The organism is Pedobacter sp. Hv1 (assembly GCF_001412215.1).
Taxonomy (GTDB): domain Bacteria; phylum Bacteroidota; class Bacteroidia; order Sphingobacteriales; family Sphingobacteriaceae; genus Pedobacter.
In genome coordinates this window covers 660,766-680,660 of sequence record NZ_LLWP01000004.1, presented here as the reverse complement: position 1 = coordinate 680,660, position 19,895 = coordinate 660,766, and the positions used below count along the sequence as shown (strand labels likewise).

Sequence of the window (19,895 nt, the reverse complement as noted above, 5' to 3'; positions counted from 1 at the left end):
ATGAGAAAATTAGGTTATCTACTATGTATGGTTGCAATCTTTGCAGCTTGTAAAGACAAATCAAAGTTTACCGTTGAAGGTAAATTTGAGAACCCAGGCACTGAAAAGAAAGTATACCTATATGGTATGGCGAGTAGTAGCATGCAAGTATTGGATTCTACGGTATTATCAGAAAAAGGAGAGTTTAAGTTTACTAAAGTAGCACCAGAAGCAGATTTCTATCGGATCAATGTAGGTTTGAACGAATACCTGATCATTGCCAAAAATGGTGATGAAGTGAAGTTAACAGCCGATTTAAATAATAAAAACCACGATTATAAAATCAGTGGTGCAGAAGATGCTGATAAATTAACTGAATTTAATGCCTTGAAGTTTAAATATTCTTCAGCTATCGAAAAGGTAAAGGCAGATTTTGATCAAAAAGTTGCTGCAAATCCAGAGCAACGCGAACAATTGGTTGCCCAACTTTCGCCAACCTATATGAAAGCGATTGAGGATCTGAACAAAGCTGTAATTAAATTTGCACAAGAGAATACCAAATCTTTAGTGAGTTTTTACGCCATCAGCATGGTTAATCCTTCAGGCAATGAAAATGCAATGATTGCCTATGCAGAAAAAGTAGACGAAAACTTAAAGAAAAATACTGCAGTTAAAACATTTATAGAAGGAATTAATAAATTAAAAGCAGTACAAGTTGGACAGCCAGCACCAGATTTTACGATTAATTCTATAGATGGTAAAGCGATAAAATTAACAGATTTTAAAGGTAAATATGTATTGATTGATTTTTGGGCTTCGTGGTGTGGACCATGTAGAAAAGAGAACCCAAATGTGGTTAAAGCCTACAATACCTTTAAAAATAGGAACTTTACCATACTAGGAATTTCTTTAGATAAAGATAAAAATGCTTGGCAACAGGCCATCAAACAAGATGGCTTAAACTGGGCTCAGGCTGGTGAATTGGCTGATTTTGAAGGAGCTACAGTAAGGCTTTATCAAGTGCAGGCTATTCCTAGTTCTTTCTTGGTTGATCCTAACGGAAAGATCATTGCTAAAGATTTAAGAGGCGAGGCTTTGGATGCTTTTTTAAATAAAACCTTACCTTAAAACATATTTAATGTTAAAATAATTAAGCGGTTTAACAATTTGTTAACCTGATTTTAACTCAATATTGCAATTGTATACTTACTTTCGTAATAAATAAAACAAAGCAATGAGCACAGCCAAGCAAAAAATATTAATTGTTGATGACGAGCCAGATATTTTAGAGCTGATTGAGTATAACCTTAAAAAAGAAGGTTATCAGGTATTTTTAGCAAATAACGGTCAGGATGGCATTTCGGTTGCGAAAAAAGTACATCCAGATTTAATTATTTTAGACATTATGATGCCTAAAATGGATGGGATAGAAGCCTGTCGTTTAATGAGGGCAATTCCTGAGTTTAAAAATACGTTTATGGTGTTTTTAACGGCTAGGAGTGAAGAGTACTCTGAAATTGCTGGATTTAATGTGGGTGCCGATGATTATATCGCTAAACCAATTAAACCAAGAGCATTAGTGAGTAGGATCAATGCCATTCTGCGTAGAAACTCGAGTGGTGAAGAGGTTTCGGATAACAAGGTTGAAATAGGCGATTTGGTAATTGATAGAGAAGCTTATTTGGTTTTCCAAAATGGAGAGAAAGTAGTTTTGGCCAAAAAAGAATTTGAACTATTGTATTTATTGGCTTCTAAACCAGGAAAGGTATATACCAGAGAATCGATCTTGAAAAATATTTGGGAAGATTCAGTAGTAGTCACCAACCGTACCATCGATGTTCACATCAGAAAACTACGTGAAAAATTAGGCGAAAACTATGTAGCCACTGTAAAAGGGGTAGGTTACAAGTTTGAACTGAGTTAATTCCAATTTTAAAATATTAAAAAAGTCTCGACATTTGTCGGGACTTTTTTTTGTGCTATCTTGTCGAATAAATTTCTTTTTGGAACCATTCTTCTAAACCTTATAAATGCTAAATCTAAAATCCAAACTACAGTTTATAATTATAGGCTTAGGTATCCTTTCATTGGTTGTTGGTATTAGACAAATGTTGCAGACACGAACAATGATACTTCCTTCTTGGTTCTTGGTATTATTGTTTACTCCCAGCATGATGTGTGTTTCTGTTATGTTAGGCTATCTAACAAAGAAAATAACGAAATCAAAATGGTATATACTAACTCATGCCGCTATATTTGTAATTGTCTTCAGCTCTATCTTTTATATAAGTGAATATAGGCCAAACAAAAGTATTATTGTTCCAGAAAGCTATGTTGGAGAGGTTAGACTATTTGTATCTAATGAGAATGATTTTATGATTAATAAATATGGTGTTGGTTATATTGAAAGGAAAACCTTTATTAAAGGTTTTTATCCAAAAATTATCAAAGGGAGTAATGATATCACAAAACAAATCAAAGAATACAGTAAGGGAGCCTTGGCAACAACAAAAGAAGATCTACATACTTATGAATATTTAACCTTTTTTGTTCCAATTAATGGACAGAATATAGAAGATAAAAATATTGAAGAGCTCATAAAAATTAAAGCAATAGATACTGCCCGCTTATACAAAAAGGTTCATTATTAACCTACACCTACTTTCCGAGCTATATTTCCCCTCAATCCCCTTAAATATTTGTACTTTTGTACTTTATTTTAAGAACACAGCGTGAAATACCCAAACTTTAAAGACCTTATCCTATTCGAAAGCGATGATTACATCGTGGTAAACAAACCTCCATTTATTGCTTCATTAGATGAGCGTGGTGCTGCAGGCGAGGTAAATATCTTACGTTTGGCCAAACAGTATTCAGCTGATGCACAGGTTTGCCACCGCTTGGATAAGGAAACTTCTGGAGCAATTGTGATTGCCAAAAACCCTGAAGCTTATCGACACCTTTCTATGCAGTTTGAACGCAGAAAGGTAAAGAAGATTTATCATGCTGTGGTAGATGGTCAATATCAATTCGACAATCTTTTTGTTGATCTTCCGATCTTGAACGATGGCAATAAAAATGTAACCATTGATCGGGCAGAGGGAAAACGTGCCGAAACCTATTTCAATTCCTTAAAATACTACAAACATTATACTTTGGTAGAGTGTAAGCCAGTAACAGGCAGAATGCACCAGATCCGTATCCACTTGGCTACCCAACGTGCAGCTATTTGTGGCGATCATATGTATAAAGGTAAACCCGTGTATTTGTCGGCCATTAAAAAAGGTTACCGTTTATCGAAAGACGAAGAAGAGCAACCCATTATGAAACGCTTTGCCCTACATGCTAAAGAAATTACTTTTAAAGGCTTAGACGAACAAGATATCCATATTGAAGCACCTTATCCAAAAGATTTTACCACGCTGTTAAAGCTGTTGGATAAATTTGATGCCTAAAGAAAAACGCTTTCAATTTTCTTTGCACTAAATCAAATGATGAATGTATATCAGATTAGTAAATTACATTGATAAACTAAATCTATATAGAAAAACCAAAATCTCTAACCGGAATTTTCTAGTCATTGCAGCGCTTATTGTTGGTGTTTTGGCAGGTTTAGCGGCTGCTTTACTCAAAACATTAACCCACCATATCGAAGAATTTTTACAGACTGATCTTCATTGGCAATATAAATACTATTTGTACCTGCTGTTTCCATTGGTTGGTATTCTACTTTCGGTAATGTATGTGCGAAGGTTTATTCGGAAGGGCAAGTTTGAAACAGGTTTAACCCCTTTATTGTATACCATTTCCAAAAAATCGAGCAAGGTAGAACCACATAACATCTATTCGCAGATTATTACAGCGGCATTAACCGTAGGTTTTGGTGGTTCTACAGGTTTAGAAGCGCCAATTGTAACCAGTGGTTCTTCTATTGGCTCTTCAGTTGGTCGTTTTTTAGGCCTATCGTACAGAGAAACTACACTTTTGTTGGCTTGTGGGGCAGCAGCAGGTATTGCAGGAGCATTTAATAGCCCCATTGCAGGTATTGTGTTTGCTATCGAAATTTTATTACCAGAATTTACCATTCCCGCTTTTATTCCTTTATTGCTCTCATCTGCAACTGCTGCCGTGGTAGCCCGGTTTTTTTACAATGAGCAGTTGTTCTATTTGGTAACAGAGGGCTGGAAAACCTCATCAATTCTCTATTATGTGGTTTTGGCGTGCTTGGTTGGTTTATTTTCTGTCTTTTTTGGGAAGGCCAATTATGCCATCAAACAATTTTTTTACCGCATCAACCATCCTTACAAAAAAGTAATCTTAGGTGGTTTAATGCTTGGTGCTTTGGTGTTTTTGTTTCCAACCCTATACGGTGAGGGATACATTACCATTAAGAACTTATTAAAAGGCGACCCTACAGCTGTAATTAGGAACAGTATTTTTTCATCTTACAGCAGTGTTCCAGGGCTAATTATCTTATTTACATTGTTTACCATTTTTGCTAAATCTGTGGCCACTTTGGTTACACTAGGTGCTGGTGGTAATGGTGGTATTTTTGCGCCAAGCTTAATTGTGGGCGGCTTAATGGGTTTTATTGTAGCATTTAGCATCAATACTTTAGGTTTTGCCCAGGTTAATGTGGCAAATTTTATTGTGGCTGGTATGGCGGCCTCTTTGGGGTCTATTATGCATGCGCCATTAACGGGTATTTTCTTAATTGCCGAAATTACCGGAGGTTATGTACTCATGGTGCCTTTAATGATTACCACAGCTATTGCCTACCTGATCAATAGAAGTGTAAATAAATACTCCATTTATACCAAACCATTGGCAGATAAGGGACAACTGTCTCATCATGAGGATAAAGATACAACCGTATTGAACATGATGAAATTGAGGTATCTCATTGAAAAAGATTATCTCATACTCCACGAAAATGAGTTGATTCTTAATAAGATGCCAGAAATTCTACAATCGAAAAGGAATATTTTTCCTGTGGTAGGAGATGGGCAACAATTTAAAGGCCTCTTGTATGTAGAAGAATTGTTAAAGAAATCTTTCAATTCGAGTTCGGAGATGCAACATACAGTTGAAGAGCTGATGGAAATGGCGCCAGCAGTAATTCATGTAAATGCAGAGCTTAAAGAGGTTTTAGCGTTGATGGAGACCGAAAATGTATGGATTTTGCCAGTAGTAGATGAGGCCGAGAGGTATATTGGCTTTGTTTCTAAAACAGCTATTTTTAATAAATATAGGGCAATGTTGAGTAGACAGGCAGATTATATGAATTAGAAAAATGTTGTAGGTGATGTTTTTTCATCACCTACAACAATGCTATTATTCTGCTCTTTTCAGTCCGAATTTTTCAATTTTACTGTAAAGGTGACTGCGTTGGATTTCAATATCATCGGCAGTTTTGGAAACGTTCCAATTGTTCTTTTCTAATTTATACTTGATAAATTCTTTCTCTGCATGATCTTTATAATCTTGAAAATTGGAGAACTTTTCATAGTTCAATGCCGTTCCATGCTGTGCAGTTGATACCGAATGTCCGTTTGCTGCGCCAATGTTAGTTCCACCAGTTGGGTTGGCAAAAGCAATCACATCATTTTCGGTGATGGTTTTATCACTCAATATGATCAATCGCTCAATCATATTGTGCAATTCACGTACATTTCCTGTCCATGGTAAGGTTTTTAAAGCCTCCATTGCGCTGTCGCTGATTTTTTTAGCGGGCATGCCATAATCGCCACAAATTTCTTCTAAAAAGCTTTGTGCAATTACTGGAATATCGTCTGTACGTTCGGTAAGGTGAGGTACATGGATGTTGATGACATTTAAACGGTGGTACAAGTCCATTCTAAAGTTGCCATCTTCAATCTCTTTAAGAAGATCTTTGTTAGTTGCGGCAATTACACGCACATTTACATCCAATTCTTTTTCGCCACCTACACGTGTAATTTTATGTTCTTGTAAGGCACGCAATACCTTTGCTTGTGCAGAAAGGCTCATGTCGCCAATTTCATCTAAGAATAAAGTACCACCGTTGGCCAGTTCAAATTTTCCGATCCGTTGTTTAACAGCCGAAGTAAATGAACCTTTCTCGTGCCCAAAAAGTTCACTTTCAATTAATTCTGACGGGATAGCCGCACAGTTTACCTCAATTAAGGCACTTTCTGCTCTGTTCGATTTTTCATGGATCCAACGAGCTACTAATTCTTTACCACTTCCGTTGGCACCAGTAATCAATACACGGGCTTCGGTAGGGGCTACACGTTCTATGGTTTCTTTAATTTTTGCAATGCTATCAGATTCGCCTAAAATATGACGGGTTTTACTTACACGTCTTTTTAATACCTTGGTTTCGGTAACAAGGGTTCCACGGTCTAGGGCGTTGCGAACTGTAATTAATAACCTATTGAGATCTGGTGGTTTAGATACGAAATCGAATGCTCCTTTTTTACTGGCTTCGATGGCTGTTTCTACGGTTCCATGTCCAGAAATCATAATAAATGGAAGGTCTGGTTTTAAGATCAGTGCATTTTCTAACACTTCCATGCCATCCATCTTATTCATCTTGATATCACACAGTACCAAGTCGTAATTGTTCTTTTTGATGAGATCTAGTCCATCTATACCATTATCGATATCATCAACTTCGTAGCTCTCATACTCCAAAATTTCACGTAAAGTGCTTCTTATCGCTCGCTCGTCATCTATTATTAGCAGTTTAGCCATAGCTTATGTTTGATTTATAGTAGTACTAATATATTATTTTTTGTTTAATGTATAGTTTTTTATACAATTTGTTACGCTATAAACCAGAAAACTCCTAAAAGGTTTTAGCTGATTTAAAAACATCAATATTAATAATCAATATCGTTGATGTTGAGACAGGCTTTTACTAGGAGTGTAAGCGGCTGTAAAATAAAAAAATGCAAGCCTATAAGCCGGGTTCTGTTCTCTTCTATCATTAATCTAGTATAAACGTTGCCATTTATCTCTAACGACCTACCCACTAACATCGAGCGAGCAGCCCTACATGCGTTAGCCTATTTGGTCTTTCAACTCCCGGGGTTTACCAAAACACTAATCACTTAGCGAGTTCGTGAGCTCTTACCTCACGTTTTCACCCTTACCTCGATTAATCGAGACGGTATATTTTCTGTGGCACTTTCCGTCATTCAGGTCTTCAATCCCAAATTCCTTCCCGTTAGGAAGCGAGATGCTCTATGTTGCCCGGACTTTCCTCCTTTCTGATTGCGCAGAACGGCGATAGAATGGCTTGCATTTTTTACAAAGATAAGGTTTTTAGTCTATAAGTTTGGGGTGAATAGGAAATAGGGAATAGTCTGAAGTTGGAGTGAATAGGAAATAGGAAATAGGAAATAGGGAATGGGTTGGAATGTAAGCCATGAACTATTGACTATTGACTTTCTAACTAAAGACTATTTACACTTTTCCAGATCAAAAGGAACCTGTTCGTATTTGTACATGCCTTGTTTGTTGCCAAAAGAATTAGTGATGTAAACAATAACCTGAGCAACGTCAATGTCGGCCATTTTTTCAAATGCAGGCATTTTACCTTCATACTTTTTGCCATGAATGGTAACTCCTTTGCTAGAACCATTTTTAATGATACATGCCAATTGGGATTTATTAGCTTTTAAAAATATAGTATCAGTAAGTGGTGGAGCGAGTTCTCCTAAACCTTCTCCATTAGCTCCGTGACAATTCTGACAGTTTTTAATATAAATGTCTTTGCCACTAGTGAGGTATTTGGCCTGCTCTATTTCTCCAGCACTTTGGCAAGAATAAATGATGCAACAAACGGTGATCGAAAAAAGTGCAAATAAGATAATCTTTCGCATGTTTATTTCTTTTCTTCGGCCAATAAAGTAGCGATATCCTTTTTAAGTTGTTCTACTTGATCTGTTTTGGTGCCATCATAAGCCCCACGCATTCTTTTCTCTTTGTCTATTAAAACCAACCAACCTTGGTGGATATAACCATCTCTGGCTGTACTATCTTCTTGAACGGCCACCAGATAATCATGTTCTGCTAAATGATAAACTTCGTCTTTGCTGCCGTAAACAAATTGCCATTTGGCACCATCAACACCTAATTTTTGAGCATATTTTTTCAAAACAGATGGTTTATCGTATTTAAAATCAATGGTGTGCGATAAAAACATGACTTCTGGATTGTCTTTATATTGATCGTATACCGTTTTTAAATTTCTGTGCATAGTTGGACAGATCGTAGTACATGAGGTGAAAAAGAAATCGGCAACATATACTTTACCCTTAAAATTATCTTGAGTAATAGAGGTGCTATCCTGGTTTAATAATTTAAATGCAGGAATAGTTTGATAAATGGTATCTACTTTTTGGCTTCCATCTGCTGCAGTTACTATTTTAGCTTCGCGATTGCCATAAATGGGAAGGGTTTTGTTGTTATTACAAGCACTAACAATACCAACTAATAAAGTTAAGACTGGGAGAATAATTCTTTTCATAATTTTCAAATTGTAAAGGTAATATAAAATTAGCAAGCCACCTTAAATTCTATACTTTGTGACAGCGCAATTAATAAACTCCAGCCAGCCAATTGGCCAACTGGAGTGACAGCTATTGTACCTAAATATTACGATTTAGGTTTTTTGATGTACTTAGTGGGTTGAGCTACAAACTTGCTTTTGCAGCTGGCAGAGCAAAAGGTATAGTTTACTTTCTCATATAGGTAAGTTTCGTTCATAGAAGATTTAGCCTTGATCTTCATTTTACAAACAGGGTCTACTAGTTCTTTTTTTACCGTGTCTGTTGTTTTTTGCTGACTTTGTAGGCTTTCATTAATGGTAAAGGTTGAAAGTTTCATTCCAAATGCCAGTATGGCTACAATGATAATTGTTTTCATGTTTAGTATTCTTTTAAAAGGATGTCTATATCTGTCATTAATTTTTGTACATCGGCATCAACTGTACCATCGTAAGCGCCACGGATACGTTTTTGTTTGTCGACCAAAATGAGGTAGCCTTGATGTACAAAACCCCCAGGTGCCTTATTGTCTTCGGTAACTGCTACCAGGTAATTTCGTTCGGCAATAGCATAAATTTGGTCGCGGGTACCCCATAAAAACTGCCAATTGTTGCCTTTAATGCCTAATTTTTTAGCGTAGGCCTTCATTACCGATGGTTTATCATATTTCACATCAATGGTGTGCGAGGCAAACTTAACTGTAGGGTTGTGCTCAAATTTTTGATAAACTTTAAACAGGTTCCGATGCATGGTAGGGCAAATGGTTGGGCAGGTGGTGAAAAAGAAATCAGCTACATAAATACTGTTGTTAAAATCTTTATCGGTCACTTCTACACTATCCTGGTTAAGAAATTTAAATGTAGGGATTGTTCTAAAAATGGTGTCTTCTACCACTTTTCCATCTACTGTTTTTTGAGTGGTTTCCATTTGTAAAAAAGGCAAGCGTTTAGGCTCATCTTTGCATCCAATACCAAAAATGAAGAGGATGGGAAGGTATTTAAGTAAGTTTTTCATTATTTCTTTTGATTTAAATAAGCATTTGATGAATTGATTTCTTGCTGATAGGCATTGGCAATAGCTGCAATTTTTTCTCGTTCTGCCTTAAAATATTGGAGGGTAGCTTCTGGAGAAGGGTCTTTAAAATCTGCATTGAAGTTGTGCATCCAATCGTTCATTTTGTCTTCTACTTGAGTTAATCTCTTCAACATTTCGTTGATGTTGGCTTTCTCTTTTACAGTATCTATGGCTGGATATTTGACTTTTAATCCTTTGAGATCTTTCAGTAAAGTATCTAGTTTCATCTGATTGCCAATGATGGCCTCATTGTCCATCATCAATTGATCGTGGAACTTCATTAGTTCTGCACGTACATTTTCATTGTTTTCTTTTGGTGTGCAAGACATCATCATGCCAAGCAACACTAATACTTGAATTATATTTTTCATATTTTTTTGTTTAAAATGGGATGGATACATGAACCATTAATCTGTTACCGGCATAAGCTCTACCGCCTGCCAAATTTTGCGACCTTACGTTTTGATAATTAGCACCAAAAGAAAATCCTGTCAATGCAAACTCAGCACCCATTACCGCCGATAAAGAGTGCCCGCCTGATACAGCAACCTCATATTTTTTGTTTTCAACATCCTTTTGTGCAGTTTCATATAATAAACCTGCATTGGGTGCAACAGTAAATGAATGGGCAATACGGAATTTGTAATAGGCCAATAAATTAGACGAAAACTTATTCCCATACCTATAGGCATACTTGTTTTCGGTATTGAGCTTATAGTTTACATTGGCATTGATCCCGAAGTCTTGGTAACGGATATCGTAGGTTGCATTGATGGTAAAATCGACACTGGCTGTACCCAATTGAAAGTTGTTCGGAGATTCTTGAACAGCTAATCTTTCTTGTTGCTCGTACTTTCCTGTAGGTACTTTGATACCAGCGCCAAACCATAACGATTGGATGAGCAGTTTACTACCCAACATGCCTTCGTGGTTGAGCAATTTGTAATAGCCCATTAAGGCAATATCACCAAGGCCATTTTTATTGCCACTGGCCTCTTGACTTTTGCGCTCATTAAAGTTATAAGGCAATATGGCCAATACCCTAAATTTGTTGCCAATGTTCCATCCGCCCCAAAGTTCTGCACTTTGATAGGTTTCGTTGGTGGTTAATGGAGTACGCTCGCCAAATGGCCCTAAATGGGTTTGTAAGGTTTTGTATTGATAGCGTAGGCCCAAAAACCTTTTGTTGTATTCTGGTAAGATTCCTACATAATAGCTGCCTACACCACAACCGCAGATATCGCAAGCTTTAGCTGCAAATGAGATTAAAAGGAGGGATAAACTGAGCATGATTTTTATTTTCATCACTGTAATTATTGTTCAGCTAAACTGCTGTTGTTAATAAAAGTTTCATCATTCAACGTATTCAAAAATGCGAGGATCTTGGTTTTATCTGTAGTGGATAAAGCAATTCCCAAATTGCCATTCTGCATTAATATTGGATCGAGATTGGGCAATTGTTGCACCTGCGAATTGTAGTGTCCCAGTACGGCATTTAGCGAAAAATGTCGGCCATCGTGCATGTAAGGTGCGGTATAACGCAGGTTTCTTAACGATGGAACCTTAAATTTATAGCGATCTGCATCATTCAATGTAGCGGTGTATAAGCCTAAGTCATTTACTGGACTAGGTGCCAATCCGTTGTTTCTAAAAGATCCATCCGTAAATAAAGGTTCAGTATGGCAAGTAGCACATTTCTGTTTAAAAAGTGTATAACCTTCCTGTTCTTCTGTACTAAAAGAGGTGTTATTTTCTTTTCGCATCACTTTATCGTACTTTGAATTACTGCTGATACACATTAACATAAATTGCGACAAGGCTTTCATCATTCTTGCGGTATTGATTTCTGAGGTGCCAAATGCATTTTTAAATAGCGTAGTGTATTTAGGCATTACCCGAAGTTTGCTCATTACATTTTCTAGATTTTCGTCCATTTCTTCATGAGCCGTAATTGGGGCTATGGGCTGCAAATCAAGATCATAAACACCACCTCCCCACATAAAAGCTTTATTCCAGGCTAAATTCATGATAGGGGGAGAGTTTCGGATGCCTAAACGATCGTCAATGCCATGGCTTACATCGTGGCCGTGTTGTGTAAAAGCAGAAGATTGGATATGGCAAGAACCGCAAGTGATGGAATTGTCTCTAGACAATCTACCTTCATAAAACAGACTTCTTCCCAATTCAAAACCTTCTTTTGTAATCTTGTTGTTGGCAAAATTATAAACTGGTTCAGGGAAATTGACAGGTTTTTGAAAGCCCAAAAATGAGCCAATCTGATCAGAAATCTGCTCCGATTTTTTGCATGCAAGAATAAATAAGCAGCAAATGAATGCTGCTATCCAATGATTTCTTTTCATCGATCCTAATTTTCGGTATGGTCATGTTTGAACATCTCTGTCAGGTTTTTTGCAATAGTGGTACTATATTGACTAAACATAACGGTTGGATGTGCGGCGATACTGAAGTTATTGCTGCCGTTAAAAAACTTCATCACATCAACAAAAAGATGAACATTACTTTGTCTATCCTTTCTTACTTTCGCTATACCAGCTTTATTGAGGTCGATGGTAACGGTTTTGATGTTATTGATGGTAGGTGAACTGTAACCGCCAAAGCCCCCAATATGGTATCTGAATGCCTTTTTGCCAGTAGGATCGCCATTTACATCATCTGAGATCACATTTGAATTTCCTTCAAACTTGAAGAAAATGTAACCCGAGTTCCAGCCCCAGTACATGCCATCGGTCATGCCCCCAGCAGGATCAAGTACACCTTTTCGTTGCGCAATATCCATCGTACTGCGTAAGCTATCTACCCCAATGGTAAAGGTAAGTTTGGTATAATCGCTTTCTGGAACATTTACTTTAGCAAAACGGGTGGTTTTGTCACTAGACTTGATCAGGAAATAGCTTTCATCTTGTTTTACAGTATATGTTTTTCCTGTAGCCGTAGTAAGTTTAATATTGCTAATGAAATATTGCAATTGCGAAACAGAAAACTGTTCTCCGGCAGCATTGGTATAAGGGGTAGCGGTATTATTTAAGCTTAATGTTCTGTCGCCCATAATATTGTCAAACTCTATAGAAAATGGGGCGAGGTTTGTTTCGTCAAAATCGGGTGTAGGATCGCTATTTTTAGAACAGGCAGTAGCTATAATGGTAATGATGGTTAATAAGAAAATTGATTTTAAATTTTTGATATGTGTTTTCATGTGAATGAATAAAAATTATAAATAATAGGGTTCTTCTTCCATTACCGAAACACAAAGAAGTAGACCCGATATGTTAATCAAATCGGTAGCTATACTTATTGCAAGGCAATGAAAAAATAGGTTATAAGGTCATTAACACTAGATTTGTTAGTAACATTATAAGCTTAATAAATGAATTGGATTTTAAACTAAAGGCATACCAATGCCAAGCACTTTTGTTGTAAAGCGCATTCTAGTTCAAAGTAAAATGTTTAGGCCTGTTTTGGCGGATGGAAGATTCCGATAGCAGTTTTGATCGGTTTTTGCTGTAGGTAGTGGGCAGCAACTGGGGTCAAACTGATTTCGTAAACTGGGATCAATAGACTAACAGTAACTGGCGCTACTGTTTCTATCATCCTTTTTAAATTTTCTTGGTCCTGCTTGTTCTTTTGCTCCAATTCTTTCAACTTGATGTCCATAAAACATTTACCCTCACAGTGCAGTTCGGGTTTGTCTTTGTTAGAACAGAGTACAGATGAAATATAGGCTTTGTTAAATGCATAAGAAGAAGACAGGACCCAATAATTCAAACAATTGGTAAGTATACCAAAAAGTAAAAATAGGGCAATAAGTCTTCTGCAGATTGTCATCGGGGCAAAACTAAACATTTTTAGATCAGATTTACAGCAAAAATTGTATATTAATTTCCAAAATTATTTAACCAATAACCGATAGAAAACTTGGCTATTGATATCTTTACCAATCAAATCAATTAAATAATGTTCAATAAGCTACTTTTAACCTTTGGGTTAACACTTTTTCTAACTTTTAAAGCAGATGCACAATTGGTTGCTCAGAAACTCACTTCAAACTGGGTTTTTCAAGAACAAGATGAAGCCAAATGGTATCCTGCAAAAGTTCCCGGAGAAGTGCATGTAGATTTGTTGGCCAATAAATTGATTCCTGATCCTTTTTACCGTGACAATGAAAAGAAATTGCAATGGATAGAAAGAGAAAATTGGGATTATAAAACTACCTTCTCTGTTTTACCAAATGTGTATCAAAAAGCAAATATCGAATTGGTATTTGATGGACTGGATACCTATGCAGATGTGTATTTGAATGGTAAACTGATTTTAAAAGCAAACAACATGTTTCGCCAATGGAAACTGAATGTAAAAGCTTTATTGAAAGAAAAAGACAATAAACTATGGATCAGGTTTCACGCTGCACAAAATGTGGTCGACTCGTTGGCCAAAGCAGACGCGCCTTATATTATTCCTGATAATCCACGTGCTTATGTGCGCAAAGCACAGTTTCATTTTGGTTGGGATTGGGGACCAAAATTGACAGGTTGTGGTATTTGGAAAGAATTGAGGTTAGAAGCCTATAACCAAAAACCAAGAGAAAAAGCTTTTGTGCCGCCAATAAAAGTAGAATTGGTTCAAAAACCAGATGAAAAGGGGAGCTCTTTTTACTTCAATATCAATGGCAAACCCACATATATGAAAGGGGCCAATTATATTCCTTCTGATGCTTTTGTGAGCAGAATGACCAAAAACGATTACCGAAAAATGTTAATGATGGCCAAAGAAGCCAATATGAACATGTTGAGAGTTTGGGGTGGTGGTATTTATGAAAGTGATGATTTTTACGATTTGTGCGACTCATTAGGTATCCATGTTTGGCAAGATTTTATGTTTGCTGGAACCATGGTGCCTGGCGATCAGGCCTTTTTTGCAAATGTGAAAGAAGAAGTGAAATACCAAGTGAAGCGCTTAAAACACCATAAAAGTATTGTAGTTTGGTGTGGTAACAATGAAATTGATGAAGCTTTTAACCGTTGGGGATGGCAGAATCAATTTAGGATCAAACCAAAAGATTCGGCCAAACTTTGGAACGATTATACCAGATTATTTAGAGACAGCATTCCGAAATGGTTGAATGAAGTAGACAATAGCAGACCTTATGTCAGTACTTCGCCAAGGTATGGCTGGGGCGTAAAAAATAGCTTTACCGAAGGTGATAGTCATTATTGGGGTGTTTGGTGGGGTGGAGAAGATTTTGAGGCATTTGAAAATAAAACAGGCCGTTTTGTAAGCGAATATGGAATGCAGGCGATGCCCAACTATTCGAGCATTTTAAGGTTTACACAACCGCAAGATCGATATTTGTCTTCTGATGTAATGAAAAACCACCAGAAAGCAGGGAATGGCTATCAGAAATTGGATGGATACCTGAAAAGTTATATGATGGACGAGGAGAAAATAAAGAAGCTATCTATATCGGATTATACTTACCTCACACAATGTGTACAATATTATGGGTTTAAGAACATGATCCTGATTCACCGCAGTAAAGAACCTTATAACATGGGCACCTTGCTTTGGCAATTGAACGACTGTTGGCCGGTGGCCAGTTGGAGCATTACAGATTATTACGATAGGGCACCAAAAGCGGCATGGTATGCGGTTAAAGAAGCCTATCGGGATGATATACGATTGGAAAGAGATGTAGTTAAACCTAGGGATTTAAAATTGAGCAATCCTCAACTTACCTATCAAATTAAAGGCAATAAAATGATATTCAAATCAGCAGCCTTTGCTAAATATGTATATGTAGATATAGTTGGTTATACAGGCAAATTAAGCGACAATTACTTTGATTTAGAAGCTGGGAAAGAAAAGGTCATCACTTTTGATCAGAAAGATATGAAAGCGAAAGCTGTTACAGTAAAACTGAAATCACTTTGGGACGTGATTGGGAAATAACTATGTTAGTCGGGATTACAAATCCCGACTAACGTTTAGAGTTGGTCGAGAAATGTTTTCTCGACCAATATAATTGTGGATTTTAAATCCACCTTAATTCAATTGTTAAGGCTAATTCTTTTTCCCATTTTCTACCCGTTTAACTTCTTCTCTTCTGTCTTTTTTAAGATCGAAAGCGGCAAACTCTTTGGTTTGTGGTAAGGCTACAGTAAAACTATTGAGCAGGTCTATTTCTATAGTCACAGCATCGGTTAAGAGCTCGATGATATGGCCACCGCTTTTTTTGTCTGCAGATAGAAAATGGAAATGATAGCCACTAATGTTTGCACCTTCCATATGTGCAGGAATTCGATAACCTACCAAATCTCCTTTTATATTTTTAAAAGAAAAAAACTGTTGTAATGGAAGCATTTCTGCCAGTGGTAAATAAGGTTTTTCTTTTACTGGAGGGAAAGCCCTGGTTTTGATTTCTTTAAATGTTCCCTTAATATGAATGGCATAAATGGCATTTTGATTGGGTAAAATGCTGTCGAGAAAGGCATATAACTTTTCTTTTGTTAAGCTGTTAGTCGTTTTTAGAGTCTGATCTGCCTTAAAGAAATTGACTACAGCAAAAGGAGTAAGGGTATTGTCCTTAATTTCGAAGGTTTTACCACTGGCTTGTGTTTGGTAAATTTTGCCATTTAAAATTAACAATTCTCCATCCAGTAGATCTGGTGCACCTAAACCAAAATCGCCATGCAATTTAAGTTGGCTATAAGGATAGAAGGCATTGTATAAGCCGCCAATAAATGCACTGGCATGGCCTGCGGTATATAAATTGTTAAGTTTTGGATTTGGCTTGGTCTGCGCTTTTGCATTCGATAGCACGAAAGCTAAGAGCAGCATCAAACAGGTTTTAATTCTATACATGAGAGCGTTTGGGTTGATCTAGACTTTAAAAGTAAATAAAAAAGGTTGGTACTTACACCAACCCCTTTTAAAAATATGCTTTACTAAGTTCAAGTTGCCAGTTAATTAAGCCTGCAAATCTTCCATTATGGTTTTAATTTTTTCCGCCAGTTTTTGTTCTGTTTCTTTAAAATCAGCAGCGCTTGCCAATGGTGCATTTACACTGCAATAAAACTTGATTTTAGGCTCAGTACCACTTGGACGGGCAGAAATAATGCTGCCATCTGCAGTAAAGAATTGCAGTACATCAGATTTAGGGAAACCTAGTTCTTTACTCGAATTACCCTTGATATCGGTCTCTTTATTAAGCTCGTAATCTTTTAAGGTAACCACTTCAGAGCCTCCCAATTTTGCAGGTGGATTGTTTCTGAATTTCTCCATCATTGCCTTGATTTCTTCCGCTCCGGTTTTACCTTTTTTGGTAATCGAAACCAGGTCTTCTTTATATAAACCGTAGGTTACGTACATGTCGATCATGGCTTGGTATAAACTGCTGCCTTTATCTTTATAAAACGCAGTCATTTCGGCAATAAATGCACAAGAAATTACGGCATCTTTGTCTCTCACTAAATCGCCTACTAAATAACCATAGCTTTCTTCGCCACCAACAATAAAAGTCTTTTTACCTTGGAGGCTGGTCATCACCTGTCCAATCCATTTAAAGCCCGTTAAGGTGTTAAAATACTCCACATTTTTAGCGTCACAAATCGCTTTGATCAAACTGGTGGTTACAATGGTAGAAACTACATATTCATTGCCTGTCAGTTTTCCTTTTTCTTCCCAGGCAGTTAAAATATAATTGATCAATAAACTACCTGTTTGATTGCCATTTAAGAGTACAAACTCTCCATCATTATTTTTAACAGCAATACCTACACGGTCAGCATCAGGGTCTGTAGCCAGCACCAGATCTGCATCAATTTCTGCTGCCTTTTTTAAGGCCAGTGTTAAAGCTTCTTTTTCTTCAGGATTTGGATAGACAACTGTTGGAAAATTACCATCAGGTTTACTTTGTTCATCTACAATGGTTACGTTGGTAAAGCCAAATTGTGTTAAAGCCTTTGGTACCAGCGTAATTCCTGTACCGTGGATAGGTGAGTACACTATTTTAAGATCGTGCTCACGTTTAATGGCATCAGGCGACACTGAAAGCGCAGTAATCTGGTCTAAGTACAATTGGTCTATTTCTTCACCAATTAGTTCGATATTGCTTTCAACACGGTTAAATTTAACCTCATCTATGCTGGCAATCGCGGCAACCTCATCCATTACCATTTTGTCGTCTGGTGTGGTAAACTGTCCACCATCATTGCCATAGGCCTTATAACCATTGTATTCTTTAGGGTTATGTGAGGCAGTTAACATTACCCCACTTTTACAGCCTAAATGGCGAATGGCAAAAGAAAGCTCAGGAGTTGGTCTTAAGGCCGAAAAGAAATAGACATGAATACCATTTGCCGAGAATACGTTTGCTGTAATTTGAGCAAAATAATCAGAATTGTTTCTGCTATCGTGAGCAATGGCTACACTGATTTTCTCTCCTGGATACTTCTTATTTAGGTAATTGGCCAAGCCTTGTGTAGCTGTTCCAATGGTATATTTGTTAATGCGATTGGAGCCTGCTCCCATAATTCCACGCAAACCACCAGTGCCAAATTCTAAACTTCTGTAAAATGAATCTGTCAATTCTGTATAAGCCTCAGAATCTAATAGCGCTTGGATACTTGTTTTTGTCTCTTGGTCGTAATTACCGTTAAGCCATTGATTTATAGTTGCTAAGGTTGATTGTTCTAGTTGCATATGCGATTAGGTTGAAGTTGAGCTATCGGGCAAAACAGAATTAAAATTGTTCAAATCATTTTTCGAGAACGATATCAGAATTTTATTTTGCCATTAAAGCGAAAATTAGCCGTCTTTTCGTTAATTTCACGCCCCGTTACAATAATAAGAAAAATACCAATTCTATAAATTAAAAATGAAAATATTAAAATTTGGTGGTACATCTGTAGGTAGCCCAGAGCGCATGAAAAAATTGTTGGATATTATTGATCCAACCGAAGAGCAAATTGTTGTATTATCGGCCGTGTCTGGTACTACAAATAGTTTAGTAGAAATTTCAGCCAAGTTACTGAAGGAAGATAAGCAGGAGGGTACCAAATTAATTAATGTTTTACATCAAAAATACAATGAATTTGTAATCGAACTTTTGCCAGAGGGCGATTTTAGGGAGCAAGGACAAGAAGTGGTGGATTATCATTTCAACTTCTTGACTTCGTTAACAAACGATATGTTTACGCATATAGAAGAAAAGGTGGTTTTGGCGCAAGGCGAACTGCTTTCTACTACTTTATATCACATTTATCTCAAATCAATTGGGGTTGCATCTGTTTTGTTGCCTGCTTTAGATTTTATGAAGATTGATGAGGATAATGAACCAGATATCTTATTTACAACCGAACATTTGATGCCTATATTGGCTCAACATAGCGAAAATAAGCTGTTCATTACTCAAGGTTTCATTTGCAGAAACAGTTTTGGCGAAGTAGATAACTTGCGTCGTGGGGGGAGCGATTATACCGCTTCTCTATTAGGTGCAGCGATTATGGCCGAAGAGGTACAGATCTGGACAGATATTGATGGCATGCACAATAACGATCCTAGGATTGTAAAAGGTACCAAACCGATTTCTCACCTGTCATTTGATGAAGCAGCAGAGTTGGCTTATTTTGGAGCGAAGATTTTGCATCCACAATCAGTTTTCCCTGCTCAGAAATATCAAATCCCAGTACGTTTGTTAAACACAATGGAACCCAAAGCTTTAGGAACTGTAATTAGTACCGAAAGTGAAAAAGGAAAGATCAAATCTATTGCAGCTAAAGATGGTATTACAGCCATTAAAATCCAATCGAGCCGAATGTTATTGGCTTATGGTTTTTTAAGAAGAATTTTCGAGATTTTTGAAAGATATAAAACACCAATTGATATGATTACCACTTCGGAAGTTGCGGTATCATTAACCATTGATTTTACAGATAACCTTGAAGAAATTATTAAAGAATTAAATTCGTTCGGTAGTGTAGAGATCGATAAAGACCAAACCATTATTTGTGTGGTTGGCGATTTTGGGGCAGAAAAACATGGTTATGCTGCTAAAGTTTTAGATTCGATCAAACATATTCCGGTAAGGATGATCTCTTATGGTGGTAGTGCTTATAACATTTCGCTATTGGTAGGTACACCTAATAAAGTAGAAGCTTTAAGAAGTTTGCACGATAGGATATTTGAATAGCTTATCGCTTTCTAAGGTAGAAATAGAGAAAGATAATAATTAAAAAGAGGAGCAGAGAGAGGCGAATTCTTCTTTCAAATTCCATGCGGCTAATGCGCTGATTT

19 protein-coding genes and 1 other RNA gene are annotated in these 19,895 nt (G+C 36.9%); 7 read left to right on the top strand and 13 right to left on the bottom strand.

The genetic code is table 11. The annotated features are described in order from the left end of the window. From AQF98_RS10850 to AQF98_RS10830, 5 genes are all read left to right on the top strand, one after another. Positions 1 to 1,107 carry a TlpA disulfide reductase family protein gene (locus AQF98_RS10850; protein WP_055131953.1) on the top strand — a complete coding sequence of 369 codons (1,107 nt, stop codon included), beginning with the start codon at positions 1 to 3 and terminating at the stop codon, positions 1,105 to 1,107. Positions 1,108 to 1,213: 106 nt separating this feature from the next. Next, positions 1,214 to 1,903 (top strand): response regulator transcription factor, encoded by a 690-nt coding sequence (locus AQF98_RS10845; protein ID WP_055131952.1) that lies wholly within the window; start codon positions 1,214 to 1,216, stop codon positions 1,901 to 1,903. 106 nt (positions 1,904 to 2,009) lie between these two features. Then, positions 2,010 to 2,630 (top strand): hypothetical protein, encoded by a 621-nt coding sequence (locus AQF98_RS10840; protein ID WP_055131951.1) that lies wholly within the window; start codon positions 2,010 to 2,012, stop codon positions 2,628 to 2,630. 81 nt (positions 2,631 to 2,711) lie between these two features. Then, the gene (locus AQF98_RS10835; RefSeq protein WP_055131950.1) at positions 2,712 to 3,434 is read left to right on the top strand and encodes an RluA family pseudouridine synthase; all 723 of its coding nucleotides are present in this window, start codon (positions 2,712 to 2,714) and stop codon (positions 3,432 to 3,434) included. Between the two features lie 43 nt (positions 3,435 to 3,477). Then, positions 3,478 to 5,268, top strand: a complete 1,791-nt coding sequence (locus AQF98_RS10830; RefSeq protein WP_055131949.1) for a chloride channel protein — start codon at positions 3,478 to 3,480, stop codon at positions 5,266 to 5,268. 45 nt (positions 5,269 to 5,313) lie between these two features. Here the strand turns inward: AQF98_RS10830 and AQF98_RS10825 are convergent, their stop codons facing one another. From AQF98_RS10825 to AQF98_RS10780, 11 genes are all read right to left on the bottom strand, one after another. Then, positions 5,314 to 6,714: a sigma-54 dependent transcriptional regulator gene (locus tag AQF98_RS10825; RefSeq protein ID WP_055131948.1), complete on the bottom strand. Its 1,401-nt coding sequence runs from the start codon at positions 6,712 to 6,714 to the stop codon at positions 5,314 to 5,316. A 192-nt stretch (positions 6,715 to 6,906) separates the two neighbouring features. After that, positions 6,907 to 7,268, bottom strand: an RNA gene (gene rnpB / locus AQF98_RS11570) — RNase P RNA component class A. 156 nt (positions 7,269 to 7,424) lie between these two features. Next, positions 7,425 to 7,847 (bottom strand): cytochrome c, encoded by a 423-nt coding sequence (locus AQF98_RS10820; protein WP_055131947.1) that lies wholly within the window; start codon positions 7,845 to 7,847, stop codon positions 7,425 to 7,427. Between the two features lie 2 nt (positions 7,848 to 7,849). Beyond that, a complete protein-coding gene (locus tag AQF98_RS10815; protein WP_055131946.1) occupies positions 7,850 to 8,494 on the bottom strand; it encodes an SCO family protein in 645 nt (214 codons plus the stop codon). A gap of 128 nt (positions 8,495 to 8,622) precedes the next feature. Further along, positions 8,623 to 8,892 carry a YHS domain-containing protein gene (locus AQF98_RS10810; RefSeq protein WP_055131945.1) on the bottom strand — a complete coding sequence of 90 codons (270 nt, stop codon included), beginning with the start codon at positions 8,890 to 8,892 and terminating at the stop codon, positions 8,623 to 8,625. Between the two features lie 2 nt (positions 8,893 to 8,894). Continuing rightward, positions 8,895 to 9,527 (bottom strand): SCO family protein, encoded by a 633-nt coding sequence (locus tag AQF98_RS10805; protein WP_055131944.1) that lies wholly within the window; start codon positions 9,525 to 9,527, stop codon positions 8,895 to 8,897. Next, positions 9,527 to 9,958 (bottom strand): hypothetical protein, encoded by a 432-nt coding sequence (locus AQF98_RS10800; RefSeq protein WP_055131943.1) that lies wholly within the window; start codon positions 9,956 to 9,958, stop codon positions 9,527 to 9,529. The genes AQF98_RS10805 and AQF98_RS10800 overlap by 1 nt, the downstream gene beginning before the upstream one ends. 10 nt (positions 9,959 to 9,968) lie before the next feature. Next, entirely contained in the window at positions 9,969 to 10,892 is a 924-nt protein-coding gene (locus AQF98_RS10795; RefSeq protein WP_055131942.1) for a transporter, read from the bottom strand. Positions 10,893 to 10,900: 8 nt separating this feature from the next. Beyond that, the gene (locus AQF98_RS10790; protein ID WP_055131941.1) at positions 10,901 to 11,947 is read right to left on the bottom strand and encodes a cytochrome-c peroxidase; all 1,047 of its coding nucleotides are present in this window, start codon (positions 11,945 to 11,947) and stop codon (positions 10,901 to 10,903) included. A 5-nt stretch (positions 11,948 to 11,952) separates the two neighbouring features. After that, positions 11,953 to 12,801: an MbnP family protein gene (locus AQF98_RS10785; RefSeq protein WP_055131940.1), complete on the bottom strand. Its 849-nt coding sequence runs from the start codon at positions 12,799 to 12,801 to the stop codon at positions 11,953 to 11,955. Between the two features lie 251 nt (positions 12,802 to 13,052). Further along, the gene (locus tag AQF98_RS10780; RefSeq protein ID WP_152969694.1) at positions 13,053 to 13,430 is read right to left on the bottom strand and encodes a hypothetical protein; all 378 of its coding nucleotides are present in this window, start codon (positions 13,428 to 13,430) and stop codon (positions 13,053 to 13,055) included. A 129-nt stretch (positions 13,431 to 13,559) separates the two neighbouring features. Between AQF98_RS10780 and AQF98_RS10775 the strand changes: the two genes are divergently transcribed. Continuing rightward, a complete protein-coding gene (locus tag AQF98_RS10775; RefSeq protein WP_055131938.1) occupies positions 13,560 to 15,551 on the top strand; it encodes a glycoside hydrolase family 2 protein in 1,992 nt (663 codons plus the stop codon). Positions 15,552 to 15,662: 111 nt separating this feature from the next. Here the strand turns inward: AQF98_RS10775 and budA are convergent, their stop codons facing one another. Continuing rightward, positions 15,663 to 16,463 carry an acetolactate decarboxylase gene (budA, locus tag AQF98_RS10770; protein ID WP_055131937.1) on the bottom strand — a complete coding sequence of 267 codons (801 nt, stop codon included), beginning with the start codon at positions 16,461 to 16,463 and terminating at the stop codon, positions 15,663 to 15,665. 105 nt (positions 16,464 to 16,568) lie between these two features. After that, entirely contained in the window at positions 16,569 to 18,302 is a 1,734-nt protein-coding gene (locus tag AQF98_RS10765) for a phospho-sugar mutase (RefSeq protein ID WP_055131936.1), read from the bottom strand. A 175-nt stretch (positions 18,303 to 18,477) separates the two neighbouring features. Between AQF98_RS10765 and AQF98_RS10760 the strand changes: the two genes are divergently transcribed. After that, positions 18,478 to 19,791 (top strand): aspartate kinase, encoded by a 1,314-nt coding sequence (locus AQF98_RS10760; RefSeq protein ID WP_055131935.1) that lies wholly within the window; start codon positions 18,478 to 18,480, stop codon positions 19,789 to 19,791. Positions 19,792 to 19,895: the final 104 nt, after the last annotated feature.

Excerpts from the sequence above, each read along its gene's own strand:
- AQF98_RS10850 (WP_055131953.1), top strand. The coding sequence starts at position 1 with ATGAGAAAATTAGGTTATCTACTATGTATGGTTGCAATCTTTGCAGCT.
- AQF98_RS10845 (WP_055131952.1), top strand. The coding sequence starts at position 1,214 with ATGAGCACAGCCAAGCAAAAAATATTAATTGTTGATGACGAGCCAGAT.
- AQF98_RS10840 (WP_055131951.1), top strand. The coding sequence starts at position 2,010 with ATGCTAAATCTAAAATCCAAACTACAGTTTATAATTATAGGCTTAGGT.
- AQF98_RS10830 (WP_055131949.1), top strand. The coding sequence starts at position 3,478 with ATGTATATCAGATTAGTAAATTACATTGATAAACTAAATCTATATAGA.
- AQF98_RS10825 (WP_055131948.1), bottom strand. The coding sequence starts at position 6,714 with ATGGCTAAACTGCTAATAATAGATGACGAGCGAGCGATAAGAAGCACT.
- AQF98_RS10820 (WP_055131947.1), bottom strand. The coding sequence starts at position 7,847 with ATGCGAAAGATTATCTTATTTGCACTTTTTTCGATCACCGTTTGTTGC.
- AQF98_RS10815 (WP_055131946.1), bottom strand. The coding sequence starts at position 8,494 with ATGAAAAGAATTATTCTCCCAGTCTTAACTTTATTAGTTGGTATTGTT.
- AQF98_RS10810 (WP_055131945.1), bottom strand. The coding sequence starts at position 8,892 with ATGAAAACAATTATCATTGTAGCCATACTGGCATTTGGAATGAAACTT.
- AQF98_RS10805 (WP_055131944.1), bottom strand. The coding sequence starts at position 9,527 with ATGAAAAACTTACTTAAATACCTTCCCATCCTCTTCATTTTTGGTATT.
- AQF98_RS10800 (WP_055131943.1), bottom strand. The coding sequence starts at position 9,958 with ATGAAAAATATAATTCAAGTATTAGTGTTGCTTGGCATGATGATGTCT.
- AQF98_RS10795 (WP_055131942.1), bottom strand. The coding sequence starts at position 10,892 with ATGAAAATAAAAATCATGCTCAGTTTATCCCTCCTTTTAATCTCATTT.
- AQF98_RS10790 (WP_055131941.1), bottom strand. The coding sequence starts at position 11,947 with ATGAAAAGAAATCATTGGATAGCAGCATTCATTTGCTGCTTATTTATT.
- AQF98_RS10785 (WP_055131940.1), bottom strand. The coding sequence starts at position 12,801 with ATGAAAACACATATCAAAAATTTAAAATCAATTTTCTTATTAACCATC.
- AQF98_RS10780 (WP_152969694.1), bottom strand. The coding sequence starts at position 13,430 with ATGACAATCTGCAGAAGACTTATTGCCCTATTTTTACTTTTTGGTATA.
- AQF98_RS10775 (WP_055131938.1), top strand. The coding sequence starts at position 13,560 with ATGTTCAATAAGCTACTTTTAACCTTTGGGTTAACACTTTTTCTAACT.
- budA (WP_055131937.1), bottom strand. The coding sequence starts at position 16,463 with ATGTATAGAATTAAAACCTGTTTGATGCTGCTCTTAGCTTTCGTGCTA.
- AQF98_RS10765 (WP_055131936.1), bottom strand. The coding sequence starts at position 18,302 with ATGCAACTAGAACAATCAACCTTAGCAACTATAAATCAATGGCTTAAC.
- AQF98_RS10760 (WP_055131935.1), top strand. The coding sequence starts at position 18,478 with ATGAAAATATTAAAATTTGGTGGTACATCTGTAGGTAGCCCAGAGCGC.